The following is a 25,547-nucleotide window of genomic DNA, read 5'->3' as shown; positions in this document are numbered from 1 at the left end:
TCAAGAGAAAAACACTCTCTACTGCTCTTTCTGCGGCAAGAGCCAGCATGAGGTACGCAAGCTTATCGCCGGTCCGACGGTGTTCATCTGCGATGAATGCGTCGAGCTGTGCATGGACATCATCCGCGAGGAGAACAAGAACACTCTCGTCAAATCGCGCGACGGAGTGCCCACGCCGCAGGAAATCTGCACCGTTCTCGACAGCTATGTGATCGGCCAATACCACGCCAAGCGCGTGCTCTCGGTCGCCGTTCACAATCACTACAAGCGGTTGAACCACGCGACGAAGAACAACGACGTCGAACTCGCGAAGTCGAACATCCTGCTCGTCGGCCCGACGGGCTCGGGCAAGACGCTGCTTGCGCAGACGCTCGCCCGCATCCTCGACGTGCCCTTCACGATGGCCGACGCGACGACGCTCACCGAGGCGGGCTATGTCGGCGAGGATGTCGAGAACATCATTCTGAAGCTCCTTCAATCGGCCGACTACAACGTCGAGCGGGCGCAGCGCGGCATTGTCTATATCGACGAAGTCGACAAGATCAGCCGCAAGTCGGACAATCCGTCGATCACGCGCGACGTGTCGGGCGAGGGCGTGCAGCAGGCGCTGCTGAAGATCATGGAAGGCACGGTTGCTTCCGTGCCTCCGCAGGGTGGCCGCAAGCATCCGCAGCAGGAATTCCTGCAGGTCGATACGACGAATATCCTGTTCATCTGCGGCGGCGCGTTCGCGGGTCTCGAAAAGATCATCTCTCGCCGCGGCAAGGGATCATCGATCGGCTTCTCCGCGAAGGTCACCGGGCCCGATGAGCGTCGCATGGGCGAAATCCTGCGCTACGTCGAACCCGAGGATCTCTTGAAGTTCGGCCTGATCCCCGAATTCATCGGCCGTCTGCCGGTGATCGCAACGCTCGAAGACCTCGATGAGGCGGCCCTCGTTCAAATTTTGACCGAGCCGAAGAACGCCATCGTCAAGCAGTATCAGCGCCTCTTCGAAATGGAGGACGTGAAGCTCACGATCACGCTCGACGCTTTGCGGGCGATCTCGCGCAAGGCGATCGAACGCAAGACGGGCGCTCGCGGCCTCCGCTCGATCATGGAAGGCATTCTGCTCGACACGATGTACGATCTTCCGACGCTCAAGGGTGTCGAAGAGGTCGTCATCGGCCCCGAGGTGGTCGAGGGTTCGGCGAAGCCGCTTCGCATCTACTCCGAGCGGGTCGAGGAAAAGGGCTCCGCATAATCATCGCGACAATTACTGATGGCCGGGGGTAAATCCCCGGCTCTTGTTTAAGGGGGCTCGATCCCTATTTGTTCGGAGGGAGTGGCAGCAAGAGCCAGCCGGGGCACTTCCTCCGTAACCGGTGTCTAGCACTTGGGTCTCACCCCGCGCTCGCGCTTCACGAGAATGCTGACCGTCGCCATAAAAAGGGACGGGATGCGTGGCTCCTAGGTGGAACGAGCGTGGATCGTGCTGGTAGCCTCTCCAAAGGGTGCTAGCGTACGGCGATAGGTAGTCAAATGAGCGAAGATAAGAAGACCAGGGAAAAGGCCGTCGGCAAAGAACTGTTTCCGGTTCTACCGCTGCGGGACATCGTTGTTTTCCCTTACATGGTCGTGCCCCTTTTCGTCGGCCGTGAAAAATCCATTGCCGCGCTTGAAGAAGTCATGCGCGCCGACAAGCAGATTCTACTCGCCGCGCAGAAGAACGCAGGTGACGACGATCCGTCACCCGACGCGATCTACGAAATCGGAACGCTGGCGTCCGTGCTTCAGCTTTTGAAGCTTCCCGACGGAACCGTGAAGGTTCTGGTCGAAGGCAGCGCGCGCGCCAAGATCACCCGCTATACGGCGAACGCCAACTATTTCGAGGCGGAAGTCGAACGCGTGTCCGAAGTGCCAGGCGCCAAGGACGAACTTGAAGCGCTGGCCCGCTCGGTCGTGACCCAGTTTGAGAGCTACGTGAAGCTCAACAAGAAAGTCTCGCCTGAGGTTCTAAGCAACGTCGGCCAGATCGAGGATTACGCCAAGCTCGCCGATACGATCGCATCGCACCTCGCGGTAAAAATTTCCGACAAGCAGGACGTTCTCGAAACCGCCAGCATTTCCGAGCGGCTCGAGCGCGTCTACACGCTCATGGAAAGCGAGATCTCGGTTCTCCAGGTCGAGCGCAAGATCCGTTCGCGCGTCAAGCGCCAGATGGAGAAGACGCAGCGCGAGTACTACCTGAATGAGCAGATGAAGGCCATTCAGAAGGAACTCGGCGATTCCGACGAGCGCGACGACATTTCCGAGTTCGAGGAAAAGATCGAGAACACGAAGCTGTCGAAGGAAGCCAAGGACAAGGCGCTGGCTGAGCTGAAGAAGCTCAAGCAGATGTCGCCGATGTCGGCCGAAGCGACGGTCGTGCGCAACTATCTCGATTGGCTGTTGTCGATCCCGTGGGGGATCAAGGGCAAGGTCAAGAAGGATATCGCCGAAGCACAGACGATTCTCGACCTGGAACACTATGGCCTCGAGAAGGTCAAGGAGCGCATCCTCGAATATCTCGCCGTGCAGGCGCGCACCAACAAGCTCAAAGGGCCGATCCTGTGCCTCGTCGGGCCTCCCGGCGTCGGCAAGACCTCGCTCGGCAAATCGATCGCGAACGCAACGGGACGCGAATTCGTCCGCATGTCGCTCGGCGGCGTGCGCGACGAAGCGGAAATCCGTGGCCATCGCCGCACATACATCGGTTCGATGCCCGGCAAGGTCATCCAGTCGATGAAGAAGGCGAAGAAGACGAACCCGCTCTTCCTGTTGGACGAGATCGACAAGATGGGTCAGGACTTCCGTGGCGATCCGGCAGCGGCGCTGCTCGAGGTTCTCGATCCCGAGCAGAACGCGACCTTCAACGATCATTACCTCGAGGTCGACTATGACCTTTCGAACGTGATGTTCGTGACGACGGCGAACACGCTCAACATTCCGCCCGCCCTGATGGACCGCATGGAGATCATTCGCCTTGCGGGCTACACGGAGGACGAAAAGCTTGAGATCGCGAAGCGCCACTTGATGGCCGAGCAGGTTACTGCGCACGGGCTTGAGCCAGGCGAGTGGACTGTCGAGGACAGTGCGCTCAAGGAAGTCATTCGCCGGTACACGCGCGAGGCGGGCGTCCGCTCGCTCGAACGTGAGATCGCGAAGCTCGCGCGCAAAGCTGTGAAGGAGATCCTGACGTCGTCGAAGTCGTCGATCGTCGTCACGGCCGAGAACCTCCACGACTTCCTCGGCGTGCCGAAGTATCGCTACGGCGAAGCCGAACTCGAGGATCAGGTCGGCATCGTGACGGGTCTTGCCTGGACCGAGGTCGGCGGCGAACTGCTGACGATCGAAGGCGTCATGATGCCCGGCAAGGGCCGCATGACGGTCACCGGCAACCTGCGTGACGTGATGAAGGAATCGATCCAGGCCGCGAACGCCTACGTGCGCTCGCACTCGATCGATTTCGGAATTCATCCGTCGCTGTTCGAGAAGCGCGACATCCACGTGCACGTGCCGGAAGGCGCGACGCCGAAGGATGGACCTTCCGCAGGCATCGCGATGTCGACGGCGATCATCTCCGTGCTCACCGGAATTCCCGTTCGCAAGGACGTGGCGATGACGGGCGAGATCACGCTGCGCGGTCGTGTGCTGCCGATCGGCGGTCTCAAGGAAAAGCTCCTTGCGGCGCTGCGCGGTGGCATCAAGACGGTCGTCATTCCGGAGGAGAACGCCAAGGATCTGGCGGAGATTCCGAACGAAGTGCAGACCAAGATGGATATCATTCCGGTTTCCAAGCTGGAAGAGGTGTTGAAGGTTGCGCTGGTCAGGATGCCGGAGGCGATCACCTGGGATGAGGTCGCGGAAGCGGAAGCTCTCGAGGCGAAGGACAAAACAGGGTCGCGCGTCACGGCGCACTGACGTCTTGGCTAAGACAAGATAAGACTTGGTTATCGCCCCCGCGCGTCAAACGCGCGGGGGCATTTATTTATGTTAAATTCGAGCATTTGCATGCGCTTTTGTCCGGAAATACGGGCGTTTTCCGCTTGACGGACGTTGGAGATTGAGCGCTTTTACCGACCCATGCACGGTCGATACTCCCCCGAGGTGGCCGTCCCGGGCTTCAGCCCGATGAAACCCAATCTCCGCCACAAGAGGACCTACGAGATGAGCAAGAAAGATTTGATCGATGCCGTCGCGCGTGATTGCGAACTGACCAAGGAAAAAGCCAGCGGCGTCGTCGACGCTGTGCTCGCGCATATTCGCGCGGCCATGAAGGAAGGCCACGAAGTGCGCATTCCGGATTTTGGCACGTTCAAGGTTGCCGCCCGCAAGGCCCGCGAAGGGCGCAATCCCGCAACCGGCATGACGATCCAGATCCCGGCCTCGCGCGTGCCGAAGTTCACGCCCGCGAAGGGTCTGAAAGACGCGCTCAACTAAGGCGTTTGTTATCGCAGTTTCGAGGCGCGCCATTCTCTGGCGCGCCTTTTTTTATTGAGAGAAGCCGCGCTCGGGCGAGCGACAACTGCCCAAGCGTCAGCGCTGCGGCGCCGAACGTTCCGGCGCCGTCTGCGCCTTGGGCGTAATCTTGAAGTTCGCGGAAGCGCGAATGTTTATGCCTTCCGATGCTTGGCCGTAGCCGCGCTGAGGCTGGCTCGATACATTGATGCTGCCAAGACTGCAGGTCGCGGCGATCGTCGCGAGCAGGTTCGCGCACTCGCGCCCCGCCATTTCGTACGCTTGCCGCCGGCCCCGTTCCGCCGCACCGTCGGCGGAGTCTGCTCCGCCGTCTGCTGGCAGGGTGAACGTATAGCTGACGGACACGCTCACGGCCTGATTGCGATTGCCATCGAGATCATACGGGTCTGCATGAGCCGTTACGCCAAGCAACGTCAGCATTGCTGCCGCGCCAAATCCAATCGTCCTGATTGCCACTGTGCACGCCTTCCTCATCCGTTCGGCACCAGGTTATCAAAATCGCTGCCGGGTGAAGCTTGATCTGCGGGGTAAATTGCAGTCGGCGGTTAATGGCAAGAAAATGCCGGGCGCGGGCTCGTTGCAGGCTATACGTCGCGGTCTCGATGGCAGACGAGATACGAGAGACCATCTTGCGGGTCCGGCTATTGCTGCCTAGAAGATCTCGTCGGATGGGAGGTTAGCTCAGCGGTAGAGCGCTTCGTTTACACCGAAGATGTCGGGGGTTCGATCCCCTCACCTCCCACCATTCCTGTTGGTCCCTGGCGACTCCACTTCGCGGAGCCAGCCGTCAGGGACAGCCTAGATGAAGCACTTTGTCCAATCCCTGCACGAGTGCCGTCAGCTCTCAGCTCACGAGGAAAGCATAATCATGCCCGTATCGATGTACGCCATCGCCATTCCGACGTTTCAGAAGCAGCTCGCATCCCTCGAAGCCATTCTCGATAAGGCTGCGGAGCATGCAGCGGCCAAGAAAATCGATATCGCGGTCCTGCTCGCATCGCGGCTCTATCCCGACATGTTCAACCTGACCCGGCAGGTCCAGCTTGCGACCGATTTCGCGAAAGCCGCGCCGGCGCGCCTGGCAGGCCTCGACGTTCCAGGTTTTCCCGATAGCGAGACGACACTGCCGGAATTGAAAGAGCGTTTGGCCAAAACCCAGGCGCTGCTTGCGAGCTATAAGCCTGAGCAACTCGATGGCTCCGAGACCAAGCAGCTGACGTTGAAGATCGGCGGCCAGGAGGTCACCATCTCGGGGCAAGATTACCTGCTGCACGTCGCCTTGCCGAATTTCTATTTCCATTGCGCCACGGCTTATGGAATCCTGCGGCATAACGGCCTTGAGATCGGCAAACGTGATTTCGTCCGCAGATAGATGGCGGAGGACCTGCGATTGTCGTCCGCTGGCGCGAACAGCGGCTTGACGCCCGCGCGGCCATCACGTATTCGGACGCTGTGACGACGGGCGCTTCGGCGCCCGTGACTTTCTGGATTGCGGGAGTAGCTCAGTTGGTTAGAGCGCCGCCCTGTCACGGCGGAGGCCGCGGGTTCAAGTCCCGTCTCTCGCGCCATCCGGTCCGTAGCTGAGCAACTCAGGATAGCCGGACATTGGCGTACCCTATTGTTTCACCTAAAATCTTAGGCGACGTCATCGCTGACGAAAGCTCGTCGCTCAGCCAGTGACGCGTGATGCGCGAGCCTCCCGCTCGCAACTTAGGCGCCGTGATGGCCTCGCTCGAGTTTCGAACGGCAGGCGGCGAGCACCTTGCTGACGTCCGCAGCCGGAACGGGCTTGCTGAAATAAAATCCCTGCAGCTCGTTGCAGCCCGCGGCAGTGACCGTCTGAGCCTGATCGAGCGTCTCGATGCCTTCCGCGACGGTGCTGATTTGCATTTGCTTACCGAGCCCCGCGACCGCCTGTATGATCGCCTCGCAGTCCTTTCGCTTCCCGACGTCGAGATCGCGCACGAAGCTGCGATCGATCTTGATTTTGTCGAAGGGGAAGCTTCGCAGGTAACTCAGCGACGCGTAGGCCGTCCCAAAGTCATCGAGCGCGATGCGCACGCCGAGGGCGCGCAGATTGTGCAAAATCGCGCGCGTGTTGATTTCATCGCGCAGGAGCACGCCTTCGGTAATCTCGAGTTCGAGCCGATGCGGTGCGAGCTCTGAGAGCGTCAGCGCATCGACCACGGATTGATAGAGGTTGCCTCTTTCGAACTGTATTGGCGATAGGTTGACCGAGACCCGGATCGCCTCAGGCCATTTCGTCGCCTCTTTACAGGCGCTGCGCAAAGCCCATTCGCCGATTTCGAGGATCAGGCCGGTTTCTTCCGCGATCGGGACGAAGTCGGCGGGCGGAATCAAACCGCGAAGCGGATGATGCCATCGCAGCAGCGCTTCGAAGGCGATGACGTCCCGGTGCTCCGTATCGACGAGCGGCTGATAATAGAGATCCAGCTGGTTTTGATCGAGCGCGCCGTGCAAATCCAGCTGAAGCTCGTAGCGGGAATTCGCATCGTCGGCGATATCCGCGTCGTACAGGAAAGCATTTCCCTTGCCATTCGCTTTCGCCTTGTACAGCGCGAGATCGGCCGCCTTGAGAAGTTGCTCGGTCGTCTGTCCATGGAGCGGAGCAAACGCGATGCCGATACTTGCGCTGCACGAAACCTGCTGTCCTCCGAGATCGTGCGGCTTGCAGATTTCCTTCAGCAGGCGTTGCGCCATACGTTCGGCATCGGATTTCCGGGCGACGCGGGACGAGGCCTGCAAAACCGCGAATTCGTCTCCGCCGAGACGGGCGACGATATCGTTTTTTCTGACCGCGCGCTTCAGGCTTCTGGCAACGCTCTTGAGAAGAGCATCGCCAACCGGATGTCCGAGCGTATCGTTGACGGACTTGAATCCATCCAGATCGATCCAGTGCAACGCCAGCGTCTGATTGGGCTTGAGATTTTTCAGTGCTTCGTCGAGGGCTTCATGAAATTGCAGGCGATTTGCGATTTCAGTCAGCGGATCGTGGCGCGCCAGCCAGTGAATTTTCTGCTCGGCCTGACGGCGCTCGGTGATATCTTCCTGAATATCGACCCACCCGCCGCCTTCGAGGGGCCGGTTGGTGACAAGAACGACGCGACCGCTCTTCAGATGCTGGGTATGGGTGAAAGTTTCGCCGCGCGCGAGGGCGGAAACATGGTGGTCGATCCAGGCCCGCTGCTTTTTACGTTCCTTGGGATTATCCAGGCCCGTTTCGCGCTTGACATGATTGCGCACCAATTCGGCAAGCGTTGTTCCTGGACGGGTCAAATGCTTGGGAAGATCGTATATTTCTTCATACATCCTGTTGCAGATGATGAGGCGCTGATGGGCGTCGAACATCGACAAGCCGCGCGCCATGTTGTTGAGCGCGAGTTCCAGGCAGCGATTGAGATGTGTTAGCTGTTCACTATCGCCCGCCTTTTCCTGCAATTGAGGTTTAATCGATGGCCGGGGGCGATTGGCTTTAGACCGCTCCTTCTGAATTCGGCGATCCGCTGGTTTTGCTGATCGTTTGACGCCGGAATTTTGTTTCGCTTTTTTTTTTTGGCGTTGGCAGGCATTTCTCATTCCACTCGCACTAAAGTAGGCTGTCACTATTAAGCCGCAATCTGTAAGCGAGTGATTAAAGAGAATGCCACCTTTCGTAATTTCTTTTACATCTTAAATGTATTTAAATTTATCGCACTGCAAAAAAAATAAGACGCGTGGTTTCATAACGAAAATTCAAGAATTGAATTTCGAAAACCGCGGCCAAAGCTAATGAATACGTCATATGGAAATTACAAAACGCGTCTTTGCTGCTTCAGGGTGGCAACAAGCGCTTTTGCCGCTGCGCTCCGATAGGCATCTTTTCTTTGCAAGACCGATAGCGTCCATTTGCCGGGAGATGGGATCAGTTGAACGGCCTTGAGGCCAGGAACCTGCCGCGCCGTCTCTGACGGCATAACGGTCGCGATCGGCGCTCCCTTTACGATCGCGATGATGGAGTCCGCGGAATTCGTTTCTATCGCAATCCGCGGGCGGACATCATGACTGTGAAAATAGCGGTCGATCGGCGCTCGCGTTATGAAAGCGTGGGTGAGGAGAGCTAAATTCTCGTTCTTCATCTCCGTGACGCGCACTTTATCCTTGCGGTACATAGCGTGTCGCTTTCCGACAATGAGGCAAAGCTCGTCGTCCTGTATTTTTTCAACATCGATTTCATTGCTGGCGATATCGCTGAATGCCAGGCCGATATCGATGCGGTCCTCGACGAGTGCAGCTTCAAGCTCGCCTTGCGCAAGGATGTCGATGGTGAGCGCAACCCCGGGGTGACGCCGGTAGAATTCCTGCATCAGCGGGCCAACAAGATGCGTCGTAAAAAGCGGAAGGAAGGCGACGCGCAGAGTGCCGCCGAGCGCATTTGCAATATCCTTCATGGCGCGTTCGCCGGCGTTGAGTTCGCGAAGAGCCCGGCGCACGTGCTCGATATATGTCCTGCCCTGGTCCGTGAGTTTAACAAGACGTCCGGATCGATCGAACAACCGCACACCAAGCTCGGCTTCGAGATCGATGATCCTTTGCGACAGAGCCGGCTGTGAGATGTGAAGCGCCGATGCCGCGCGCGTAAAACTGCCGTGATCGGCCACCGCGAGAAGGTAATGAGCTTGCCGGATAAGCATAACTATTTGCCTATGACTGCCATAGGAAAGCAGTCTTAGACATTATCATGATTTCGCGCCATCTCCTTGTCTGCGCGCGTCGCCTTTCGGCGCTTGCGAGATGCAGAAGGATATTGGCTATGTTGGGAAAGCTCTCTCGAAGAAAGCTGATGGCGGCGGGGGCGAGCGCCGGCATTGGGCTCGGGCTTTCTTCCTTGGGTGCACCTGCGGTCGCGAAGGCCCCAAAGCTCAAAGCGCAGGCGCCCTATTGGTACCGCTTCAACGTCGGTGATGCCGAGATCACCGTTGTTTCGGACGGCTGGCAGATGCTCGGCGATCCGTCAAACTCGTTTCTCGGCGTGCCGAAAGAGCAAGTCCGCAAAGACTTGACGGAAAACTTCATGAGTCCGTCTGAGATGAACATCGAGTTGAACTCGTTCGTCGTCAACAGCAACGGCAGACTCGTCCTGTTCGATACCGGCCTCGGCGCCTCCAAGATGTTCGGATCAAAGGGCGGCTTGCTCGCAAAAAGCCTCGCCGATGCGGGTTTCAAGCGTAACGAAATCGACGCCGTCGTGATTTCACATGGCCATATCGATCATATCGGCGGGATTGTCGACGAGAGCGGTGCTCCAATGTATCCGAACGCTCAAGTCTACATGAGCCAGGCTGATTTCGACTATTGGACTGATGACAAGCAAATGGACCTGCCTTGGAAGAAGGCATTTGTTATCCACGCGCGTAAGAATCTCATGCCCGTGCGTGCCCGGCTGGTCTTCTTCAAAGACGATCAGGAATTTCTGCCTGGCATTACGGCCGTCGCGGCTCCGGGACATACGCTCGGCCATACCATGTTCAACATTCACTCCGGTGGCCAGTCGTTCTTTTTCGTGGGCGACGTTTCACATCATTCCATTTTGCTGATTGAAAATCCGCGTATGGAGTTTCTCTATGACACGGACCCCAAGCAGGCGGTGACGACGCGCCTCAAGATGCTTGATTTTCTCGCGACGAACAGGATTCCGATCCTGGCCTATCATTTCGCTTGGCCGGGATATGGTCATTTTATGAAGCGCGGCGAAGGCTTTCGTTACCTTCCGGCTTCGATGAATATGAATCTTTGAGCGCGCACGAGAATATGAGCGTCCGCGTCGCCGGATAGGGCGAGCATTGTGCACCGCAAGGGATGCGGCGCCGGCCTGCAGCATGCGCTCAATGCCCGCGAGCGTGTTCCCCAAGGAACAATCGCTTTTGTATTAATCTGTTCTAATGGCCGCACGACCGTCAGTGTGCTACTTTTTCCAGGACCCGATTTTCAGGCTTTTGAATTCCTATCACCCAGAGGCAGTGCGATGGCCCGCTGTGCGTTCATGAAACCTCTGCTTGCTTCGTTTTTTGTCACCGGCGCCTTGCTGCCCATGACCGGAGTCGCGCACGCGGCATCGGGCGACAGGATCGGTGAATCCGTCGTCATAACGAATATCGTCATGGCGGATTTCGCCGAAAAGCAGCGCAAGCTTGCCAAGGGGGATGATGTCCGCCAGGACGAGACGATCGAAGTCAACACCGACGCGCAGGGCGAATTCAGGCTCGACGACGAGACGAAACTCGCGCTCGGTCCGGGATCGCGGCTCGTGCTCGATAAATTCGTTTACGACGGCGACAAGAAGGTTGGCTCGATCATCATCAACATGATGAAGGGCGCATTCCGGTTTATCACCGGCGCGGCGGCGAAGACGACGTACGTTATCAACACGCCCAACGCATCGATCACCGTTCGCGGCACCATTTTTGATGTCTATATTCTCCCGGATCGCTCCGTGTGGGTGTTGCTGCATGACGGCGCGCTCGAGGCGACAGGCAAGCGGAACGTCTGCCACGTTCTCGATCAGCCCGGTCAGCTGATACGCATTTCCGAAGACGGCACGGTCGAGAAGCCGGTGAACTGGCCCCAGCTCCCCGACAACGCAGCCGTCGCTTTCGACACGGCATTTCCATTCGTGACGAACGCGCCCGCGATCGATCCCAATCCGATGCTGACGCGTGCGATGATCGTCGACGGCGTGTTTCCGCCTTCGGAGGAGAAAGCCTGTCTCAATCCGCATCCGCGCTTCGGCGTGAAGAAGGCCGATACTGGTCCTCGCCGGACGGCGCCGCCCGCAAAGAAGAGCAAGGTGGTCCAGAAACCGGCAAAGCCGAAGCGAACCGCGAGCCGGCCGAAGAACGACGATGACGATTGGGGCAACGGCGCGCGGGGAATGGACATCGTCATCGGCGGCGGCGGCATCCGCATTCCAAACCGGGGCGGTTATGGCGGCGGAGGCTATGGCGGCGGCAATCGGCCGAGCGGCGGGCGCTAGCTATTCGACACGGCTGCAGCGTTTGGCAACTCGGCGAGGATTATCACGTCGACGTCGCGGCAGTGCGCGCCCGGCCCAAATCGTCCCGGTAGTAGCCCGCAATCGACGGCGGGCAGAGCTGGCGGCATTTTTCCAGTGCCGCCGTCCGCTCACCTCCGGCGCTCGTCGCGGCGAGGTATGCTGCGTGCGCCGTCTTCAGTTCGGCGAATTCGCCGGACGCCACGAAAGTCTCATCGCCGATAAGCGCGAAGATACGTTCCGGACGATCCTTGCCGCGCGGCATCACGGTGCCAAGCTCCAGGAATGCGAAGCTTGGTACATCTGCGGCCGTTCGTTCGCCGACGACGATATCCGCGCCGAACGTCTTCGTCGCTTCCTCAAACCGTGCAGCGACGTTCACGGCATCCCCAAGCACGGAATAATCGAAACGCTGGGGCGAGCCGACGTTGCCGACGACGCACGCGCCCGTATTAAGCCCGATGCCGAGCCGCACCGGCACGAAGGTTTCGCCGCGAAGGCCACTTTCTTCTGATTGCTTGGCGTTGAAGCGCGCGACGTCGGCGAGCATCACAAGCGCCGCCCGGCATGCGTTTTTTGCGTGTTCGTCATCTCGCAATGGAGCATTCCAGAATGCCATCACAGCATCGCCCATGAACTTATCGATCGTGCCGCGATGATCGAGAATGGTGTCGGCGAGCGGGGTGAACAGGCGGTTGACGAAGCGAACCAGTTCGTCCGGCTGCAGTCCTTCCGACAGTTTCGAAAAGCCGCGAACGTCGGCGAAAAGCAGGGTGACGTCGCGCTCGTCGCCGCCGAGCTTCAGCCTGTCGGGATGCTTGGCGATTTCGGAGACCACGGAGGGCGACACGTAATGGCCGAATGCCGAGCGGATTTCGGCGCGTTCGATTTCCGACTGAACGTAGCTCGTCAGCGACGTACCGAGATAGAGCAGCGCGATCGCCAATCCTGGATACACCGGATCGAACAGCAGACCCGCGCGAGAGTAGGCAAGCCAGGACAGCGCGACGATGCCGGCGATCGCCATGCCGCCGACGATGGCCGCGATCAGGGCTCCGCTGCGCGCGATCATCCAGGCGACCAGCGCGCCGAAGAGCACGATGAATGCGATTTCGAGGCCGGTGGCGTAGGCCGGCCGTATCAGATGTTCGCTGGAGAGCATCTGCTCCAGCGCCTGCGCTTCAATTTCGACGCCCGGTATGGAAGCCGCCAGCGGCGTCGCTCGGAGATCGAGCAGCCCCGTCGCCGTCGCGCCGATGAAGATATGGCGCGCCTGGATGTCGGCGGGATTGAAGCTGCCATCGAGAATGCTGCCGGCGGATATCGTGCGATGCGGGTCGGAAGGCGAAAATTTGAGCCATAGCTCGCCGCGCTCCGTCGTTGGCAGAACCGTCTGGCCGACGCGGACATGCTCGATACCGGTTTGGCTACCGAAGGCTTCGACGCCGCTGCCGCCGGACGATTTGACGAAGATCGTTGACTGCCCGGTGCCGACACGAAGCGCTTCGAGCGCTTGCGAGGGGTAGAGCTTGCCGCCGATCGCGACGAGCAACGGAATGCGCCGGACGATCTGATCTTCGGACGGCACCCAGTTGACGGCTCCGATGCCGCGCGCCGCTTGCGAAAGTATCGGCAAGCTTTCGACACCGCCGGAATAGGCGTGGACGAACATCCGCGGGTCATCGCCCGCGAACGAAATGCCGCCGCGATAAGGCGCGATGCCGCGACCGGAGTAGGCTTCGCCCGCGACGCCGAGCACGACTGGCGCGGATGCGATGGCTTTCGCGAAGCGTTCGTCGTTCGAGGGCAGGCGGGAGATCTCCGATACGATGGCGGCGTTGACAGACTGGCCGTCCAAGGATCGCAAAAGCGCGTCGGGAGAAAGCCGGTCCGGCTCCGCCAGCACGAGGTCGAATGTGATCGATTTGGCGCCGGCTTGCTGCAGGCGCGACGTCAGTTCCGCCAGCATCGATCGCGGCCAGGGCCATTGGCCGGCACGCGCCAGCGAGGCTTCGTCGATGGCAACGATGCGCACCGGATATGACGGATCCACGGCGCGCGGCGCGGCGCGAAGATAGGAATCGAAAACCGACAGCCGCAATCGCGATACCGGCTGCGGGTCGGCGATGCGCAGGGCAACACCCGTCGCCAGAAGCGCGATCGAGATAAGCGCATGCAGCGGTATGCGAAAAAGCGCCGGATAACGGGATGCCTGCATGAGCGAAGCCCTGATGCTGTGACTTGCGATCGGTTCTTCCGGGATCGCGGCAGAATAGTCGCACGCGGAAGGCCAGAATTTATAGCGAAACGTTGAAGCCCGATTCGGTGCACTAACCGACGGGATAATCGCGGATATCTCTGCGCTTTTCCTGATCGACACCCAAAGGCCGGGCAACATTCAAAGGGGTTTGCGCAAAGCGCTGACGTTCGCATCAGGGCTTGCGCTCATTTGGCAACACGTCGCGTGCAAATTAATTAGGCGGGTTGTCTCACGATATAGTCATGTAAATATATCGAAAGGAGATAAGGCCCGCGAAGGCCGGCTAGGGGATTGGGGGATTCTATGGCTAAATTGGTTGTGGCCGCTACGGCGGCCGCATGCGCCGTTTGTTTGCATACGCATGAGGCGAGCGCGCAGCAGCCGCTAACGCCTGGCGGCGACGTCACCGCGGAAGAGGCAGCGGTTCTGCCGCCTGTGGTCGTCAGTTCTCCCAACGAGCCGCTCGCCCGCCGCATGGTGAGGAACCGCAAGTCCTCGATAAATAAAGCCAAGGCAACGGGAAGCGCGCAGCAGACGACCTCTGACGAGGATGGCGGAGATGTCGGCTTCAGCGCCGCCGATGTCGCGGCGACCGGCAACGAAGGCATTGGCGGCGGCGGACCGGCGATCGCCACCGGCATATTCACGCTCGGCCAGTTGGACATGATCGGTGGTTCGACGATCACCAACGAAGCCATGTGGAGCTTCAACAGGAAATCGCTCGGCGAGGCGCTCAACCTTCTGCCCGGCGTCACCTGGGCACGCACGGGCGCGCCATCCATCAATTCCAGCGGCTCGCGCAATGAAGGCGATATCTTTGTGCGTGGGTTCAACCGCTTTCAGGTGCCTCTCTCGATCGACGGCGTGCGTGTCTATCTTCCCGCCGACAACCGCATCGACATGAACCGCTTCCTGACCGACGACCTTGCCGAAGTGCAAGTCGCGAAAGGATACGTTTCAGTCTTGAACGGCCCGGGAGCGGAAGGTGGCGCGATCAACCTCGTCAGCCGCAAGCCGACGAAAGAGGTCGAACTCGAAGGCCGCGCCGGACTGATGGTCAACGGCAATATCAGCGATCTGAATTCCTGGAGCAGCTACGCCTACGCGGGAACCCGGCAACGGGGCTGGTATGCGCAGTTGAGCGGCAACATCGTCAGCCAGGATCACTTCAACCTGTCCCGCGACTTCACGCCCGCGAATTCATCGACGCTAGGATATACACAAGGTGTGGCGCAAGGCTTCGACTACGAGAACGGCGGCAATCGCGATCATTCCGATTTTCGCGACTGGCGCATCAACACCAAGGTCGGCCTGACCCCGAACGCGACCGACGAATACAGCATCAATTACACGAATCAGAATGGCGAGAAAGGCGCGCCGCTGCACGTCGATCGTCAGATCGTGCAGGGCTATTTCAATCCAGGAAGTTATAATAACAACACCCTATCAGCCCTGACGGGAGCAATACCGTTCGCTATTGGGGCTGGCCGGAGTGGAATACGTCATCGCTGTCGTGGTTGTCGAAAACTGTATTAGGCAGCTCCTCGTACATCAAGAGCAACGCCTATTATAACACGTTCCAGAATACGACGTCCTTCTACAAGGATGCCACGTACACGGACAAATGGGTCGATAGCCCTTACGACGACTATAACTACGGCGGCTTTGTCGAGATGGGAACTGATCTCATCCCGATGAATACGCTGAAGGGCGCGATCCATTTCCGGCACGACGCGCACAATGACGGAAACATCAACTATCTGCCAAGTCCTCCGCCAACGACCGAGCATGGCGCGCCAAAGCGGCAATCCGAAGAAACCTGGTCGTTCGCGCTTGAGAACACGTTCCACGCGACGCGCTATCTCGACATTGTCGGCGGCGTAAGCTTCGACACCAACAAGGTGCTGTCGCTCGATCCGAGCGTCACGGGTGCGCCTCCGGTGCTGCTGGATAAGCCCTACGCGGACGCCTGGAACTGGCAGACGGCAGCGATCTACAGCTACAGCGAAACCGGCAAAGTCCATGCCGACGTTTCAAGCCGGACGCGCTTTCCAACACTGTTCGAACGTTACAGCACGCGCTTCGACAGCAAAGAGCCCGATCCGAATGTCGATCCCGAGCGTGCGACGAACTACGAAATCGGCTTCAGCGATATCTTCTTCCGCAATGTTCACGTGTCGTCGGCAATTTTCTATTCCGATATCGAGGACAGCATCCAGAATGCGTTCACCGCCGCCAACAGCAGGACGTCTATCGTTGGCTTCAATGCGGACGGCTATAACTACGGTTTCCAATTCTCAGCCGACTGGGATGTGTCGAGATCGCTGCGCATCGGCGGCAACTACACCTATCTCGAACGCCATCTCGATTTTGCGAAAGCCGCAATCGATATGAGTGGTGCTACGCAGGTTGCGCGGGACGCCGTCGCGGTGACAGAGATCGAAGGAACGCCGCGTCATAAGGGCTTCATCTATGTGGCTTGGAAGCCAATGGATTGGCTGACCTTGACGCCGAGTGTGGAGCTTGCAACCGATCGCACGGCGATGGTCACCAGTTGCTCGTCGACGCTGGTCAGTACCGGCGGAGGAGCGGTGGGCGCCACGCAGAATTCGGGGAACGGTAACTGCGGAAAAAGCAGCGGCTTCACCGGCAAGCCGAACTACATCAATATCGGCTCCTACGCACTCGTGAATTTCCAGGCGGAGTATGCTTTCAACGACATGACGTCGATGACCATCGGCGGCATCAACCTGCTCGATGAAAACTACTTCCTCACGGAAGGTTTTCCGGAGCCGGGTCGGCAGTTCTTCGCCAACCTGAGAGCGCGCTTCTAATCGCTTCCCCGTCGGACTGGACAGCTCCTCGCCTGATTGCAAGCTACGCAATCGAGCGAGGAGCCGTCCTTTTGTTCCGCCAACCCTTGAATTCGACGATGATTTGTTATCAGGCAGCCACAATTCCTTGGTTAGTCCGCACACCAACAGGCAACCGAGGATTATAAAAATGCGTCTTGCATCTATTGGCTTGGCTGCAGCTGCTGTTTTCGTCTCGACGATGGCTGCGGACTCCCAGACCATCCGTTTCAACGATGGCAATTTCTCATTCCGCTTCGGCGGCAACGACCGGCGCGGCGAAGTCGAAGGCAAGAGAGCGAGCTGCGAAGTTTATGCGCGCATCGCTCAGGTGCAGGTCGATGCGAACAATCGATTCCGTTGCGGCTATCGTGGTCCGCGCTGGGATGCGGATCTGAGGCCGCATTTCCAGTGGTGCCGCTGGGCTCCGCGCCGGGCGCTGGCGGAAGAGCAGCGTGGACGTGCCGAACAGCTGCAGGACTGTTTCAATCGCCTCGGCGATTTCGACGGCCGCTGAGTCCAAGACGAAGCTAGAGCCTTTCCACGATTCCACAAAAATCGAAAAGGCTCTAGGCATCTTCCTGAATAGTCTGAATAAAAACTCATCTATCATACGAAGAAGTAAACCGCGCAGGGCATCGGAAGTTCGGCTTTCGCGCGTTGTTGGAAGCATCGCAGTTTGAAAACTGGGAGCTTCCTATGACATCGATCAAACAGCTTACAGCAGTTGCTTTTGCGGCTTTAGCGGTCGTCGGATTTTCGGCGTCGGCCGATGCCTATCAAGGTCGCGGATACGGTCATGGATATGGCCACGGCCACTATGGTCGCGGCTATTATGGCCACCGGCACTATCGAGGCTACGGTTGGGGCGGTTACCCGTCTTGGGGTTACTACCCTGCCTGGGGCTACGACTACCGGCATTGCTATTGGCGCCATGGGCGCCGCGTCTGCTGGTACTAAGGGAGGACGTCTGTCGTTATCGCCATTAACGACTGCGACCTTTTGAGCCTGATATAAAATCTCTCCGCTCCTTCCCTCGGAGCGGCAGACGCACAAAGCAACCCCCGTGCTTGCTGCGTCCCGGGCGCCGGCTTCCCCCAAGCTGGCGCCCTTTCATTTTCCGAAGCCGCCGCCTTATGAGGAGACGGCCTCCGATGACGGGCGGTCCGACGACGATGAAAGTCGCTACAACCGGGTGCTTTAGGGAAGTTTACGAAACAGTATGTTCCGCAAGCGGAGATATTCATCAACCTGACAGGAATTCCCGCCTAGAAGTGCCGCGCGTCGCGAGTGACGCCATACACCTCTAGGAGCCACATTATGAAGACCACTTTGACTGTCGCACTTGCCGCCGCCGCTATGATGCTCGGAGCTGGCGTTGCCAGCGCACACGACAAGGACGCCAAGGGCGCCCATCATGCGCATCATGCCCATCACGTTTCACATCATAAGCACCACGCTTCCAAATCTGCGCATAAGCACGTTGCACACAAGCACGCTGCGCATAAGCACGTTGCTGGCAAGCACGTTCACAAGCACGTCGTTTCGAAGAAGAGCCTCAAGAAGGCCGGTTGATTTCGACAAGAAGTCCGATGGATTTCAACAAGAGGTGTGGATGCGAAAAGCCGCCACACCTCTTTATATTTTTTCGATGTTTTCTCTGAGTTCCGCCTCAGATTCGAAATGCGGACGCGATGGGCGGTGCATGACCGCCGCTTCCAATATATCGAGTTCATAAAGCAATTGCCGCGCAACGGCGTCGTCGATCTCGTCGCCGTGGCGTAAACGCTGGATGGCGTCACGCTCGGCGTGCAGCGCTGTTCTGTGAAGGTCGCGCCAGGCCGCATCGTCGTGTTTGCTTGTCTCAACGTCGGAGAGAGCAGCGAGATGCGCGCGATAGGATGCGGCGAGCACGGTTCCTCGGGCATCAGCGGTTGGCTCGCCTGAGAGCGAGGAAATCGCCGCTTCGATGGCGCTGCGCCGCGCTTTCACCATCTCTGCATCCGCGTGACCGCGATGTTCATCTTCGATGCCATGCAGGAGCAGGGGCAGACCGACCGCGGCGACCAGCATCGAAATGAGAATGACGCCCACGGCGATTGTGATCGCGAAATCGCGATAAGGAAAGGGTGCGCCGTCCGGCATGGCGAGCGGAATGCTGAGGGCTCCGGCGAGGGTGACGGCTCCACGGACTCCAGCGATGCTCGATGCGGCAACGACGCGCCAGCTGCCGTTAGCGTGCCCTGCTCCAAACATTCGGTTCACTGCCGCGGGTACGAAAACCCACAGGAAGCGGAGCGCGATCAATATCGCCGTCAGTTCGAGAATCTCATCGCTGATCGCCCATACCTGCTGACTTGCGATGAGATCGATGCCCGACGGTCCGGCGCCGATGATGCCGGGGAGTTGCAGCCCCAGCAGGACGAAGATGATGCCGTTGAGGCAAAAGCTGACGACATCCCATGTCGCTCCGGTCATGATGCGGGCGCTGAAATGAGCGTGTTCGAGCAGGCTGAGTCGGCTCGCGGTAATGCCGGCGGCGACGGCTGCGAGAATACCGGAAGCATCGACTTCTTCGGCGGCGGCGAAGGCTGCGAACGGCAGCAATCCGGTCAGCACGGTTTGCAGCGTCGCGTCGCCGGCGCCTTTCAAAAAGCGGCGATGGATCAAATGATAAAGCGATGCGAGCGCGACGCCGATCGCAATGCCGCTCGCCGCGACCCAGAGAAAATCGCCCGCCGCGGCAAATATCGAGAAGCCGCCGCTGAGCGTCGCGGCGACCGCGATGCGCATTGCAACCAGCCCCGATGCATCATTCAGCAGCGACTCGCTTTCGAGCAGGTGCTTCATGCGTGTGGGAACGGTCAGGCTGCGCGTTATTCCGGCGACCGCCACGGCATCGGTCGGCGATACTAGCGCTGCCACCGCGAAGGCAACCGAGAGCGGCATCTCGGGAATGAGCCAGTGCAATGCGTAACCACCGACAAGTGTCGTCAGCAGGACAAGGCCGACCGCATAGCCGAGCACCGACCACGGCATCGCGGATAGCCCGCGGCGCGGCAAACGCCAGCCGTCGCCAAACAGGAGCAGCGGCAAGAACAGCAGCAGGAAGGTATCCGGATCAAGCGGTAGCGTCATGCCGAGCGGCGGCAGAGCTGCGGCGGCTCCGACGGCGATCTGCATAAACGGCAGCGGGATTTTGATGACGCGCTGAAGGAGAGAAGCGGCGCAGGTCAGGGCGATCAGGAGAAGACAAAGCGTTACGGTGTGTAAGCTTGTCATGGATCAGCCGCTTTCTGCCGCGGAATGAGTGGGATTAAAGACGAGGTCCGGTTTGGCGGACTGCCCCTTACGCCCAGCGTGCCTACAGCATTTTCGATTGCCATAAGTACAATTATTGCAATCTATAAAAAATGCCGATGATCGCGCGTGTGAGCTGCTGCGCCGGCCGCCTCTGGAGGCATCGGGCAGGGCGGTTGGAGATGGCCGAGCTGGCTGCTCCGCTGGCCGCTTGGCGGCGGATCCGAATCGCCCTCCCGGCCGAGCGCTCGCCTGAAGGCTGCAATTCCTGCGGCAGGAGGACGCCACCACGACATCGGGTAAGTCGACCCCGGTTTATCTGCTAGACATATAGTCCCAGCTTTTTGAGGCACTCCCGAGTTGCACCGCAATAGGACCTGGGTTAACACCGGGGCGTGCGCGGCTGCATCGAGCGCCTTTGCAGGCTCCGTGCCCTGAGTGGACGAGATGCGATGGTCGATCTGACTTCTCACTACCTGCCAATAGCGATCTTTATCGCCGTTGCGCTGTTTATTGGCGCGGCCCTGATGGTGGCGCCGTTTCTGGTCGCGTACCGCAATCCGGACCCCGAAAAGGTGTCCGCGTACGAATGCGGCTTCAACGCCTTCGACGATGCGCGCATGAAGTTCGACGTGCGGTTCTACCTCGTCTCGATCCTGTTCATCGTCTTCGATCTCGAAATCGCGTTTCTGTTTCCGTGGGCCGTGGCGTTCAAGGACATCGGCGTGTTCGGGTTCTGGTCGATGATGGCGTTCCTCGGCGTCCTGACGGTCGGCTTTATCTATGAGTGGAAGAAGGGCGCGCTCGAATGGGAGTGATACGCACGAACGACGGGCACATCGTCTTCGACCGCGCTTTGGATAAGGCGCGCGAAGGTGTGTCGGGCGCTGCTACCCCGCTCGTTCGTCCCGACGACCCGTTCTTCACCGGAATTTCCAACGAGCTGGCCGATAAGGGCTTTCTCGTAACGACCGTCGACGACCTCATCAACTGGGCGCGTACCGGTTCGCTGATGTGGATGACGTTCGGTCTCGCTTGCTGCGCCGTTGAGATGATGCAGGCTTCGATGCCGCGCTACGATCTCGAACGCTTCGGCTTTGCACCCCGCGCGTCACCGCGCCAATCCGACGTGATGATCGTCGCTGGCACGCTGACCAACAAAATGGCCCCGGCGCTGCGCAAGGTCTACGACCAGATGCCGGAGCCGCGCTACGTAATCTCGATGGGAAGCTGCGCCAACGGCGGCGGCTACTATCATTACTCTTACGCCGTTGTGCGCGGTTGCGATCGCGTCGTCCCGGTCGATGTCTATGTTCCGGGTTGCCCGCCGACCGCCGAGGCGCTGGTTTATGGAATTCTGCTGCTACAACGCAAAATCCGCCGCACGGGAACGATCGAGAGATAGGCAACTCGGAAAGGCCGTACCGTGAACCGCCGCCTGATCCATGCTGCTGCCGGCACTCTTACCGCTTTCGTTGCGGCCGCCGCCGCACCGCAGCCGTCTTTCGCGGCGGATGACGGCCCAAGCCTGATCGGCACATGGTCGGGCCACACAAATTCGATCGGCGATATCTATGGCCTCAGAACGCGTGAGCGCACCGTCCATATCACGGAGCAGACGGACCGGCGGTTTCGCGGATATTTCGTCTACGAGGGCGGCCGCCGCGATTTCTTTGGTGTCGTTTTCCCGGACAATACGTCGTTCGCGTGGACGTCGACGGCCGCGAAAGCCGTGACCGAAGGCCGAATTCTCGCCGACAACCACATCGCGGCCTGTTACATCGAAGCCGGCGCGGAGGCGACCGCCGGTTGTTCCGATCTTACGCGAATTGACAAAAAGCCTTGAGGCGGATGCTGCTCTGATGGATATCGCAAACCTAGTAACTCATGTCGGCACGCTTTTCGGAGCCGACGTTCTGGCCTCGAGCACCGCCTTCGGCGAGGCGTCGGTTTCCGTGCCGCTCGACCGGATCGTCGAGATCCTGACGAAGCTGCGCGACGACCCCCAGTCCCAGTTCGAGATCCTGATCGATATCTGCGGCGTCGATTATCCCGAACGCGCCCAACGGTTCGAGGTCGTCTATCATCTCCTTTCGCCGCGTCTCAATCAGCGCCTGCGCGTCAAGATCGCGACCGACGAGACGACGGCGGTGCCAAGCGTCAACGACGTCTTTCCCGCCGCCAACTGGTATGAGCGTGAAGCTTACGACCTCTACGGCATCCGCTTCATCGGGCATCCCGACCTCCGGCGCCTCCTGACCGACTACGGCTTCCAGGGCCATCCGCTGCGCAAGGACTTCCCGCTGACCGGTTACGTCGAGGTTCGCTACGACGACGAAAAGAAGCGCGTCGTCTACGAGCCGGTCAAGCTCACGCAGGAATTCCGCGATTTCGATTTCGAAAGCCCCTGGGAGGGTCCGAACTACATCATTCCAGGCGACGAAAAAGCACAGCGTTCATGACGGCGGCCGAGGCGTCGGCTCGGCTTCCGTTTCCCATCATCCGCAGCATGGCATGTGAATGGAATTTGAAACGAATGTAGCCATCTCGGCCGGACTGATGGTCGCTGCATTCGTTCTCGATTGGCCGCGCGCAATCGCGGGTGTCATTTTCGGACTTCTGGGCCGGTTTCTGCCCTACGCGACGATCATCGTTCCGCTCGGCGTCGTGATCATCGCGATCGGCGGCGAGTTCATTTATCCGCTGGTCGGGCGCACCGGAGCGCCAAGCCTGTCGTCATTTGCGCTAGGGTTGTTTTCGGTCGCGGCGACGGCGTCAAACCTCTATATAACAATCCGCAATTTGAAAGACAGACTGTGAGGACTGACGCGGTGAAATCTTCGCTTCAGGCTGGAGCGCGCACGGAGTTTTCGTTTCGCGTCCCGGCGACGAAAACGGTGCCGCATCTTTATCCCGAGGCCCGCGAGTTCCAGCTCATGCCGACCGTCTTTGCGACCGGCTTCATGGTCGGGCTGATGGAATGGACGTGCCTGCACATCCTCGAGGAGCATCTCGATCAAGGCGAAGGCTCGCTCGGCGTGCATATCAATGTGTCACACGTGGCGGCGACTGTTCCAGGGCAAACGGTCACGGTCGAGGCCGAGTGCACGAAAGTCGCGGGGCGTCGCGTATTTTTCCACGTTAAAGCCCACGACGGCATTGACCTGATCGGCGAGGGCGAGCATGAGCGCGTGATCGTCGATTGGGAGAAATTCGAGCAGCGCGTCAACGACAAGGCGAAGCGCGCGCGTCTCTCTCCAATTACGCGGGGAACTGGTTGAAAATGGCCGAAACGGAAATCCGCAACTTCAACATCAATTTCGGGCCGCAGCATCCGGCGGCGCACGGCGTGTTGCGGCTCGTGCTGGAACTCGACGGCGAAGTCGTCGAGCGGGTCGACCCGCATATCGGCCTCTTGCACCGTGGCACCGAGAAGCTCATCGAGCACAAGACCTACACGCAGGCGATCGGCTATTTCGACCGTCTCGACTACGTGGCTCCGATGAACCAGGAGCACGCATTCTGTCTGGCGGCCGAACGCCTTCTCGGCATCACCGTTCCGCGCCGTGGGCAGCTGATCCGCGTTCTCTATTCCGAAATCGGCCGAATCCTGTCGCATCTCCTGAATGTCACGACCCAGGCCATGGACGTCGGCGCGCTGACGCCGCCGCTGTGGGGCTTCGAGGAACGCGAGAAGCTGATGGTGTTCTACGAGCGCGCATCGGGCGCGCGCATGCACGCCAAGTATTTCCGCATCGGTGGCGTGCATCAGGATTTGCCGGAAAAGCTGATCGACGACATCTATGCCTTCTGCGATCCGTTCCTGAAGGTGGTCGACGACATCGACGTGCTGTTGACGGAAAACCGTATCTTCAAGCAGCGCAACGTCGATATCGGCGTCGTTTCGCTCGATGAGGCGTTCGCCTGGGGGTTTTCGGGCGTCATGGTGCGCGGCTCCGGCGCGGCCTGGGATCTGCGCAAGTCGCAGCCCTATGAATGCTACGCCGAACTCGATTTCGATATTCCGATCGGCAAGAACGGCGACTGTTACGACAGATATTTGATCCGCATGCAGGAAATGCGGGAATCGACCAAGCTCATGAAGCAGTGCTGCGAACTCTTGAAATCGCCGGGCGGGCAGGGGCCGCACTCCGCCGAAAACAAGAAAGTCGTGCCGCCGACGCGCGGAGAGATGAAGCGCTCGATGGAAGCGCTGATCCACCACTTCAAGCTCTATACCGAAGGCTTCCACGTGCCGGCCGGCGATGTCTATGCGGCGGTCGAAGCTCCGAAGGGCGAGTTCGGCGTCTATCTCGTGGCGGATGGCTCCAATAAGCCCTACCGCTGCAAGATCCGCGCGCCAGGCTTTCCGCACCTCGCGGCCATGGATTTCATGAACAGGGGCCACATGCTGGCCGACGTCTCGGCCATCATCGGGTCTCTCGATATCGTTTTCGGAGAGATCGACCGCTAGAGTGCTTCCGGAAAAGTGGGAACCGGTTTTCCGGTAAGAAGCACGACAAAACAAAGACCTAGAGTGCTTCCGGAAAAGTGGGAACCGGTTTTCCGATAAGAAGTACGACAAACCAAGACCTAGAGCCGATCCGCGATTCAACGACAAAGCGGAAAGGCTCTGGGAGCGAGCGTCGCAAGACTGTCTCGCATGTGCGTTAGATGCATCCGCGGCGCTGCTCTACGTTTGCCTGGGCATTGGGCAGCGAGCGGCGCGCGTAGGCCTTGGCGGTCGCCTTTTGCGGAAGGCGGCCCGGATAAGCGCGGCTTCCCTCCGGCGCGGAAGGTGGACTAGCATCTGCCTTAAACCCCTGGCACAACGACGCCTCGTGTTTTGGAAGCCGTAAGCAATCCAAGGTGATGCGTATGATCAACAGTGCAAGCCCGGTCGTCGACAATCTCTTTCTGTTGGCGGTCGTCGCGCTGGGATGGGGTCTAAGTCTTTCTACCTATCGCCTTTTCGCCCGCTCGCGCGGGTGGCCCATGGGAGCTCTGCAGGCCGACGCCCCGTTCATTCCTGTGTTGATCGGACTTGTCGGATTGTTTGCCGGACTGATCTTCGCGACGGCGAGGGGCGCTGACGATGGCGGCTGGGTCATCATTGCTTTCGGCCTCTTGTTCGCGGTGTTGTGGACCGGGTTCCTGCGCGTCGCCTCGCAGCTCTCGCTGATCCTGGCGCCGATCGCGACGTTCCTTTTGCTGCTCGGCTGGCTCGCTGTGCCGCTCGGTTTTGCCGAACGCCGGTGGGCGACGGAACGCCCGTCCGAAACACTAGAGCGGCGTGGAATTTTAAAACCTGATTCGTCGCTTGCAGTGCCCAACCCTCCGGCCTCCGATACGGTTCCTTGATCCTCATCAAACCGTTCTGAGGCCGAGACCCATTGGTCGCACCTGCTTGCTGTTTATCACGGCCGCATCATGCTTTCGCCGCATCTGCAAATCCTTGCCTAGTCGTCGTCTTCCGCGTACTGGACCGTGTTGACGCTCGAAGGGTAATGTCGATTTGCAAGAGTCGGCATTCGCGTGGCGGGGCAAGGTCTTCCATCTGACCTGACCACGTTATATTCGGCGCCGC

General features: G+C 59.3%; 24 protein-coding genes, 2 tRNA genes and 1 pseudogene. 21 read left to right on the top strand and 6 right to left on the bottom strand.

The features are described 5' to 3' along the window. From clpX to WC026_RS02460, 3 genes are all read left to right on the top strand, one after another. Positions 1–1,243 (top strand): ATP-dependent Clp protease ATP-binding subunit ClpX (gene clpX, locus WC026_RS02470; RefSeq protein WP_372709215.1); only part of this gene is annotated, 1,243 nt, incomplete at its 5' end. Positions 1,244–1,521: 278 nt separating this feature from the next. After that, complete coding sequence (lon, locus tag WC026_RS02465) at positions 1,522–3,942, top strand: endopeptidase La (protein WP_372709214.1); 2,421 nt, start codon at positions 1,522–1,524, stop codon at positions 3,940–3,942. A 210-nt stretch (positions 3,943–4,152) separates the two neighbouring features. Continuing rightward, positions 4,153–4,461 carry an HU family DNA-binding protein gene (locus WC026_RS02460; RefSeq protein WP_372709213.1) on the top strand — a complete coding sequence of 103 codons (309 nt, stop codon included), beginning with the start codon at positions 4,153–4,155 and terminating at the stop codon, positions 4,459–4,461. Positions 4,462–4,557: 96 nt separating this feature from the next. Here the strand turns inward: WC026_RS02460 and WC026_RS02455 are convergent, their stop codons facing one another. Beyond that, on the bottom strand, positions 4,558–4,956 hold the full coding sequence (locus WC026_RS02455; RefSeq protein WP_372709212.1) for a hypothetical protein: 399 nt from the start codon (positions 4,954–4,956) through the stop codon (positions 4,558–4,560). Between the two features lie 214 nt (positions 4,957–5,170). On the opposite strand from WC026_RS02455, the gene WC026_RS02450 reads away from it, so the two are divergent. From WC026_RS02450 to WC026_RS02440, 3 genes are all read left to right on the top strand, one after another. Next, positions 5,171–5,245 (top strand) — tRNA-Val (locus WC026_RS02450). 123 nt (positions 5,246–5,368) lie between these two features. After that, positions 5,369–5,872, top strand: coding sequence for a DUF1993 family protein (locus tag WC026_RS02445; protein ID WP_372709211.1), 504 nt, complete (start codon positions 5,369–5,371; stop codon positions 5,870–5,872). A gap of 119 nt (positions 5,873–5,991) precedes the next feature. After that, a tRNA-Asp gene (locus WC026_RS02440) sits at positions 5,992–6,068 on the top strand. Positions 6,069–6,210: 142 nt separating this feature from the next. Here the strand turns inward: WC026_RS02440 and WC026_RS02435 are convergent. The 3 genes and pseudogenes from WC026_RS02435 to cynR all read right to left on the bottom strand — a co-directional run bounded on the left by WC026_RS02435 (position 6,211) and on the right by cynR (position 9,191). Then, positions 6,211–6,981, bottom strand: a complete 771-nt coding sequence (locus tag WC026_RS02435; protein ID WP_372709221.1) for a putative bifunctional diguanylate cyclase/phosphodiesterase — start codon at positions 6,979–6,981, stop codon at positions 6,211–6,213. Between the two features lie 117 nt (positions 6,982–7,098). Then, positions 7,099–7,869: pseudogene (locus WC026_RS02430) on the bottom strand (diguanylate cyclase domain-containing protein); the annotation flags it as partial. A gap of 440 nt (positions 7,870–8,309) precedes the next feature. Further along, the gene (gene cynR / locus WC026_RS02425) at positions 8,310–9,191 is read right to left on the bottom strand and encodes a transcriptional regulator CynR (RefSeq protein WP_372709210.1); all 882 of its coding nucleotides are present in this window, start codon (positions 9,189–9,191) and stop codon (positions 8,310–8,312) included. 149 nt (positions 9,192–9,340) lie between these two features. On the opposite strand from cynR, the gene WC026_RS02420 reads away from it, so the two are divergent. Next, positions 9,341–10,294, top strand: coding sequence for an MBL fold metallo-hydrolase (locus WC026_RS02420; protein ID WP_372709209.1), 954 nt, complete (start codon positions 9,341–9,343; stop codon positions 10,292–10,294). Positions 10,295–10,522: 228 nt separating this feature from the next. Further along, positions 10,523–11,530 carry a FecR domain-containing protein gene (locus WC026_RS02415; protein ID WP_372709208.1) on the top strand — a complete coding sequence of 336 codons (1,008 nt, stop codon included), beginning with the start codon at positions 10,523–10,525 and terminating at the stop codon, positions 11,528–11,530. 43 nt (positions 11,531–11,573) lie between these two features. Here WC026_RS02415 and WC026_RS02410 read toward each other — a convergent pair whose 3' ends face one another. Further along, positions 11,574–13,766: a CHASE2 domain-containing protein gene (locus WC026_RS02410; RefSeq protein ID WP_372709207.1), complete on the bottom strand. Its 2,193-nt coding sequence runs from the start codon at positions 13,764–13,766 to the stop codon at positions 11,574–11,576. Positions 13,767–14,111: 345 nt separating this feature from the next. Here WC026_RS02410 and WC026_RS02405 point away from each other — a divergent pair, with 345 nt between their 5' ends. The 5 genes from WC026_RS02405 to WC026_RS02385 all read left to right on the top strand — a co-directional run bounded on the left by WC026_RS02405 (position 14,112) and on the right by WC026_RS02385 (position 18,235). After that, a complete protein-coding gene (locus WC026_RS02405) occupies positions 14,112–15,344 on the top strand; it encodes a TonB-dependent receptor plug domain-containing protein (RefSeq protein WP_372709206.1) in 1,233 nt (410 codons plus the stop codon). Beyond that, positions 15,326–16,642 carry a TonB-dependent receptor domain-containing protein gene (locus WC026_RS02400; RefSeq protein ID WP_372709205.1) on the top strand — a complete coding sequence of 439 codons (1,317 nt, stop codon included), beginning with the start codon at positions 15,326–15,328 and terminating at the stop codon, positions 16,640–16,642. The genes WC026_RS02405 and WC026_RS02400 overlap by 19 nt, the downstream gene beginning before the upstream one ends. 169 nt (positions 16,643–16,811) lie before the next feature. Next, positions 16,812–17,177 (top strand): hypothetical protein, encoded by a 366-nt coding sequence (locus WC026_RS02395; protein WP_372709204.1) that lies wholly within the window; start codon positions 16,812–16,814, stop codon positions 17,175–17,177. A 182-nt stretch (positions 17,178–17,359) separates the two neighbouring features. Beyond that, complete coding sequence (locus WC026_RS02390) at positions 17,360–17,620, top strand: hypothetical protein (RefSeq protein ID WP_372709203.1); 261 nt, start codon at positions 17,360–17,362, stop codon at positions 17,618–17,620. A gap of 360 nt (positions 17,621–17,980) precedes the next feature. Next, entirely contained in the window at positions 17,981–18,235 is a 255-nt protein-coding gene (locus WC026_RS02385) for a hypothetical protein (RefSeq protein ID WP_372709202.1), read from the top strand. Positions 18,236–18,298: 63 nt separating this feature from the next. Here WC026_RS02385 and WC026_RS02380 read toward each other — a convergent pair whose 3' ends face one another. Next, the gene (locus tag WC026_RS02380; protein ID WP_372709201.1) at positions 18,299–19,942 is read right to left on the bottom strand and encodes a Na+/H+ antiporter; all 1,644 of its coding nucleotides are present in this window, start codon (positions 19,940–19,942) and stop codon (positions 18,299–18,301) included. 470 nt (positions 19,943–20,412) lie between these two features. On the opposite strand from WC026_RS02380, the gene WC026_RS02375 reads away from it, so the two are divergent. From WC026_RS02375 to WC026_RS02340, 8 genes are all read left to right on the top strand, one after another. After that, on the top strand, positions 20,413–20,778 hold the full coding sequence (locus WC026_RS02375) for an NADH-quinone oxidoreductase subunit A (protein WP_372709200.1): 366 nt from the start codon (positions 20,413–20,415) through the stop codon (positions 20,776–20,778). Continuing rightward, positions 20,769–21,365, top strand: a complete 597-nt coding sequence (locus tag WC026_RS02370; protein ID WP_372709199.1) for an NADH-quinone oxidoreductase subunit B family protein — start codon at positions 20,769–20,771, stop codon at positions 21,363–21,365. The genes WC026_RS02375 and WC026_RS02370 overlap by 10 nt, the downstream gene beginning before the upstream one ends. 21 nt (positions 21,366–21,386) lie before the next feature. Continuing rightward, the gene (locus WC026_RS02365) at positions 21,387–21,806 is read left to right on the top strand and encodes a hypothetical protein (RefSeq protein ID WP_372709198.1); all 420 of its coding nucleotides are present in this window, start codon (positions 21,387–21,389) and stop codon (positions 21,804–21,806) included. A gap of 16 nt (positions 21,807–21,822) precedes the next feature. Further along, positions 21,823–22,422 (top strand): NADH-quinone oxidoreductase subunit C, encoded by a 600-nt coding sequence (locus tag WC026_RS02360; protein WP_372709197.1) that lies wholly within the window; start codon positions 21,823–21,825, stop codon positions 22,420–22,422. Positions 22,423–22,480: 58 nt separating this feature from the next. After that, positions 22,481–22,780, top strand: a complete 300-nt coding sequence (locus tag WC026_RS02355) for a hypothetical protein (RefSeq protein ID WP_372709196.1) — start codon at positions 22,481–22,483, stop codon at positions 22,778–22,780. 11 nt (positions 22,781–22,791) lie between these two features. Next, on the top strand, positions 22,792–23,241 hold the full coding sequence (locus WC026_RS02350; RefSeq protein ID WP_372709195.1) for a thioesterase family protein: 450 nt from the start codon (positions 22,792–22,794) through the stop codon (positions 23,239–23,241). Between the two features lie 2 nt (positions 23,242–23,243). After that, positions 23,244–24,434 carry an NADH-quinone oxidoreductase subunit D gene (locus tag WC026_RS02345; RefSeq protein ID WP_372709194.1) on the top strand — a complete coding sequence of 397 codons (1,191 nt, stop codon included), beginning with the start codon at positions 23,244–23,246 and terminating at the stop codon, positions 24,432–24,434. 404 nt (positions 24,435–24,838) lie between these two features. After that, a complete protein-coding gene (locus WC026_RS02340) occupies positions 24,839–25,321 on the top strand; it encodes a hypothetical protein (protein ID WP_372709192.1) in 483 nt (160 codons plus the stop codon). Positions 25,322–25,547 lie beyond the last annotated feature (226 nt).

Source organism: Hyphomicrobium sp. (assembly GCF_041674905.1).
Taxonomy (GTDB): Bacteria; Pseudomonadota; Alphaproteobacteria; order Rhizobiales; family Hyphomicrobiaceae; genus Hyphomicrobium_B.
The sequence above is the reverse complement of the archived record's forward strand: the minus strand, read 5'-3'. Positions and strand labels throughout refer to the sequence as shown.

Coding starts and splice junctions, on each gene's coding strand:
- lon (WP_372709214.1), top strand. CDS start 1,522: ATGAGCGAAGATAAGAAGACCAGGGAAAAGGCCGTCGGCAAAGAACTG.
- WC026_RS02460 (WP_372709213.1), top strand. CDS start 4,153: ATGAAACCCAATCTCCGCCACAAGAGGACCTACGAGATGAGCAAGAAA.
- WC026_RS02445 (WP_372709211.1), top strand. CDS start 5,369: ATGCCCGTATCGATGTACGCCATCGCCATTCCGACGTTTCAGAAGCAG.
- cynR (WP_372709210.1), bottom strand. CDS start 9,191: ATGCTTATCCGGCAAGCTCATTACCTTCTCGCGGTGGCCGATCACGGC.
- WC026_RS02420 (WP_372709209.1), top strand. CDS start 9,341: ATGGCGGCGGGGGCGAGCGCCGGCATTGGGCTCGGGCTTTCTTCCTTG.
- WC026_RS02415 (WP_372709208.1), top strand. CDS start 10,523: ATGGCCCGCTGTGCGTTCATGAAACCTCTGCTTGCTTCGTTTTTTGTC.
- WC026_RS02410 (WP_372709207.1), bottom strand. CDS start 13,766: ATGCAGGCATCCCGTTATCCGGCGCTTTTTCGCATACCGCTGCATGCG.
- WC026_RS02405 (WP_372709206.1), top strand. CDS start 14,112: ATGGCTAAATTGGTTGTGGCCGCTACGGCGGCCGCATGCGCCGTTTGT.
- WC026_RS02395 (WP_372709204.1), top strand. CDS start 16,812: ATGCGTCTTGCATCTATTGGCTTGGCTGCAGCTGCTGTTTTCGTCTCG.
- WC026_RS02390 (WP_372709203.1), top strand. CDS start 17,360: ATGACATCGATCAAACAGCTTACAGCAGTTGCTTTTGCGGCTTTAGCG.
- WC026_RS02385 (WP_372709202.1), top strand. CDS start 17,981: ATGAAGACCACTTTGACTGTCGCACTTGCCGCCGCCGCTATGATGCTC.
- WC026_RS02380 (WP_372709201.1), bottom strand. CDS start 19,942: ATGACAAGCTTACACACCGTAACGCTTTGTCTTCTCCTGATCGCCCTG.
- WC026_RS02375 (WP_372709200.1), top strand. CDS start 20,413: ATGGTCGATCTGACTTCTCACTACCTGCCAATAGCGATCTTTATCGCC.
- WC026_RS02370 (WP_372709199.1), top strand. CDS start 20,769: ATGGGAGTGATACGCACGAACGACGGGCACATCGTCTTCGACCGCGCT.
- WC026_RS02360 (WP_372709197.1), top strand. CDS start 21,823: ATGGATATCGCAAACCTAGTAACTCATGTCGGCACGCTTTTCGGAGCC.
- WC026_RS02355 (WP_372709196.1), top strand. CDS start 22,481: ATGGAATTTGAAACGAATGTAGCCATCTCGGCCGGACTGATGGTCGCT.
- WC026_RS02345 (WP_372709194.1), top strand. CDS start 23,244: ATGGCCGAAACGGAAATCCGCAACTTCAACATCAATTTCGGGCCGCAG.
- WC026_RS02340 (WP_372709192.1), top strand. CDS start 24,839: ATGATCAACAGTGCAAGCCCGGTCGTCGACAATCTCTTTCTGTTGGCG.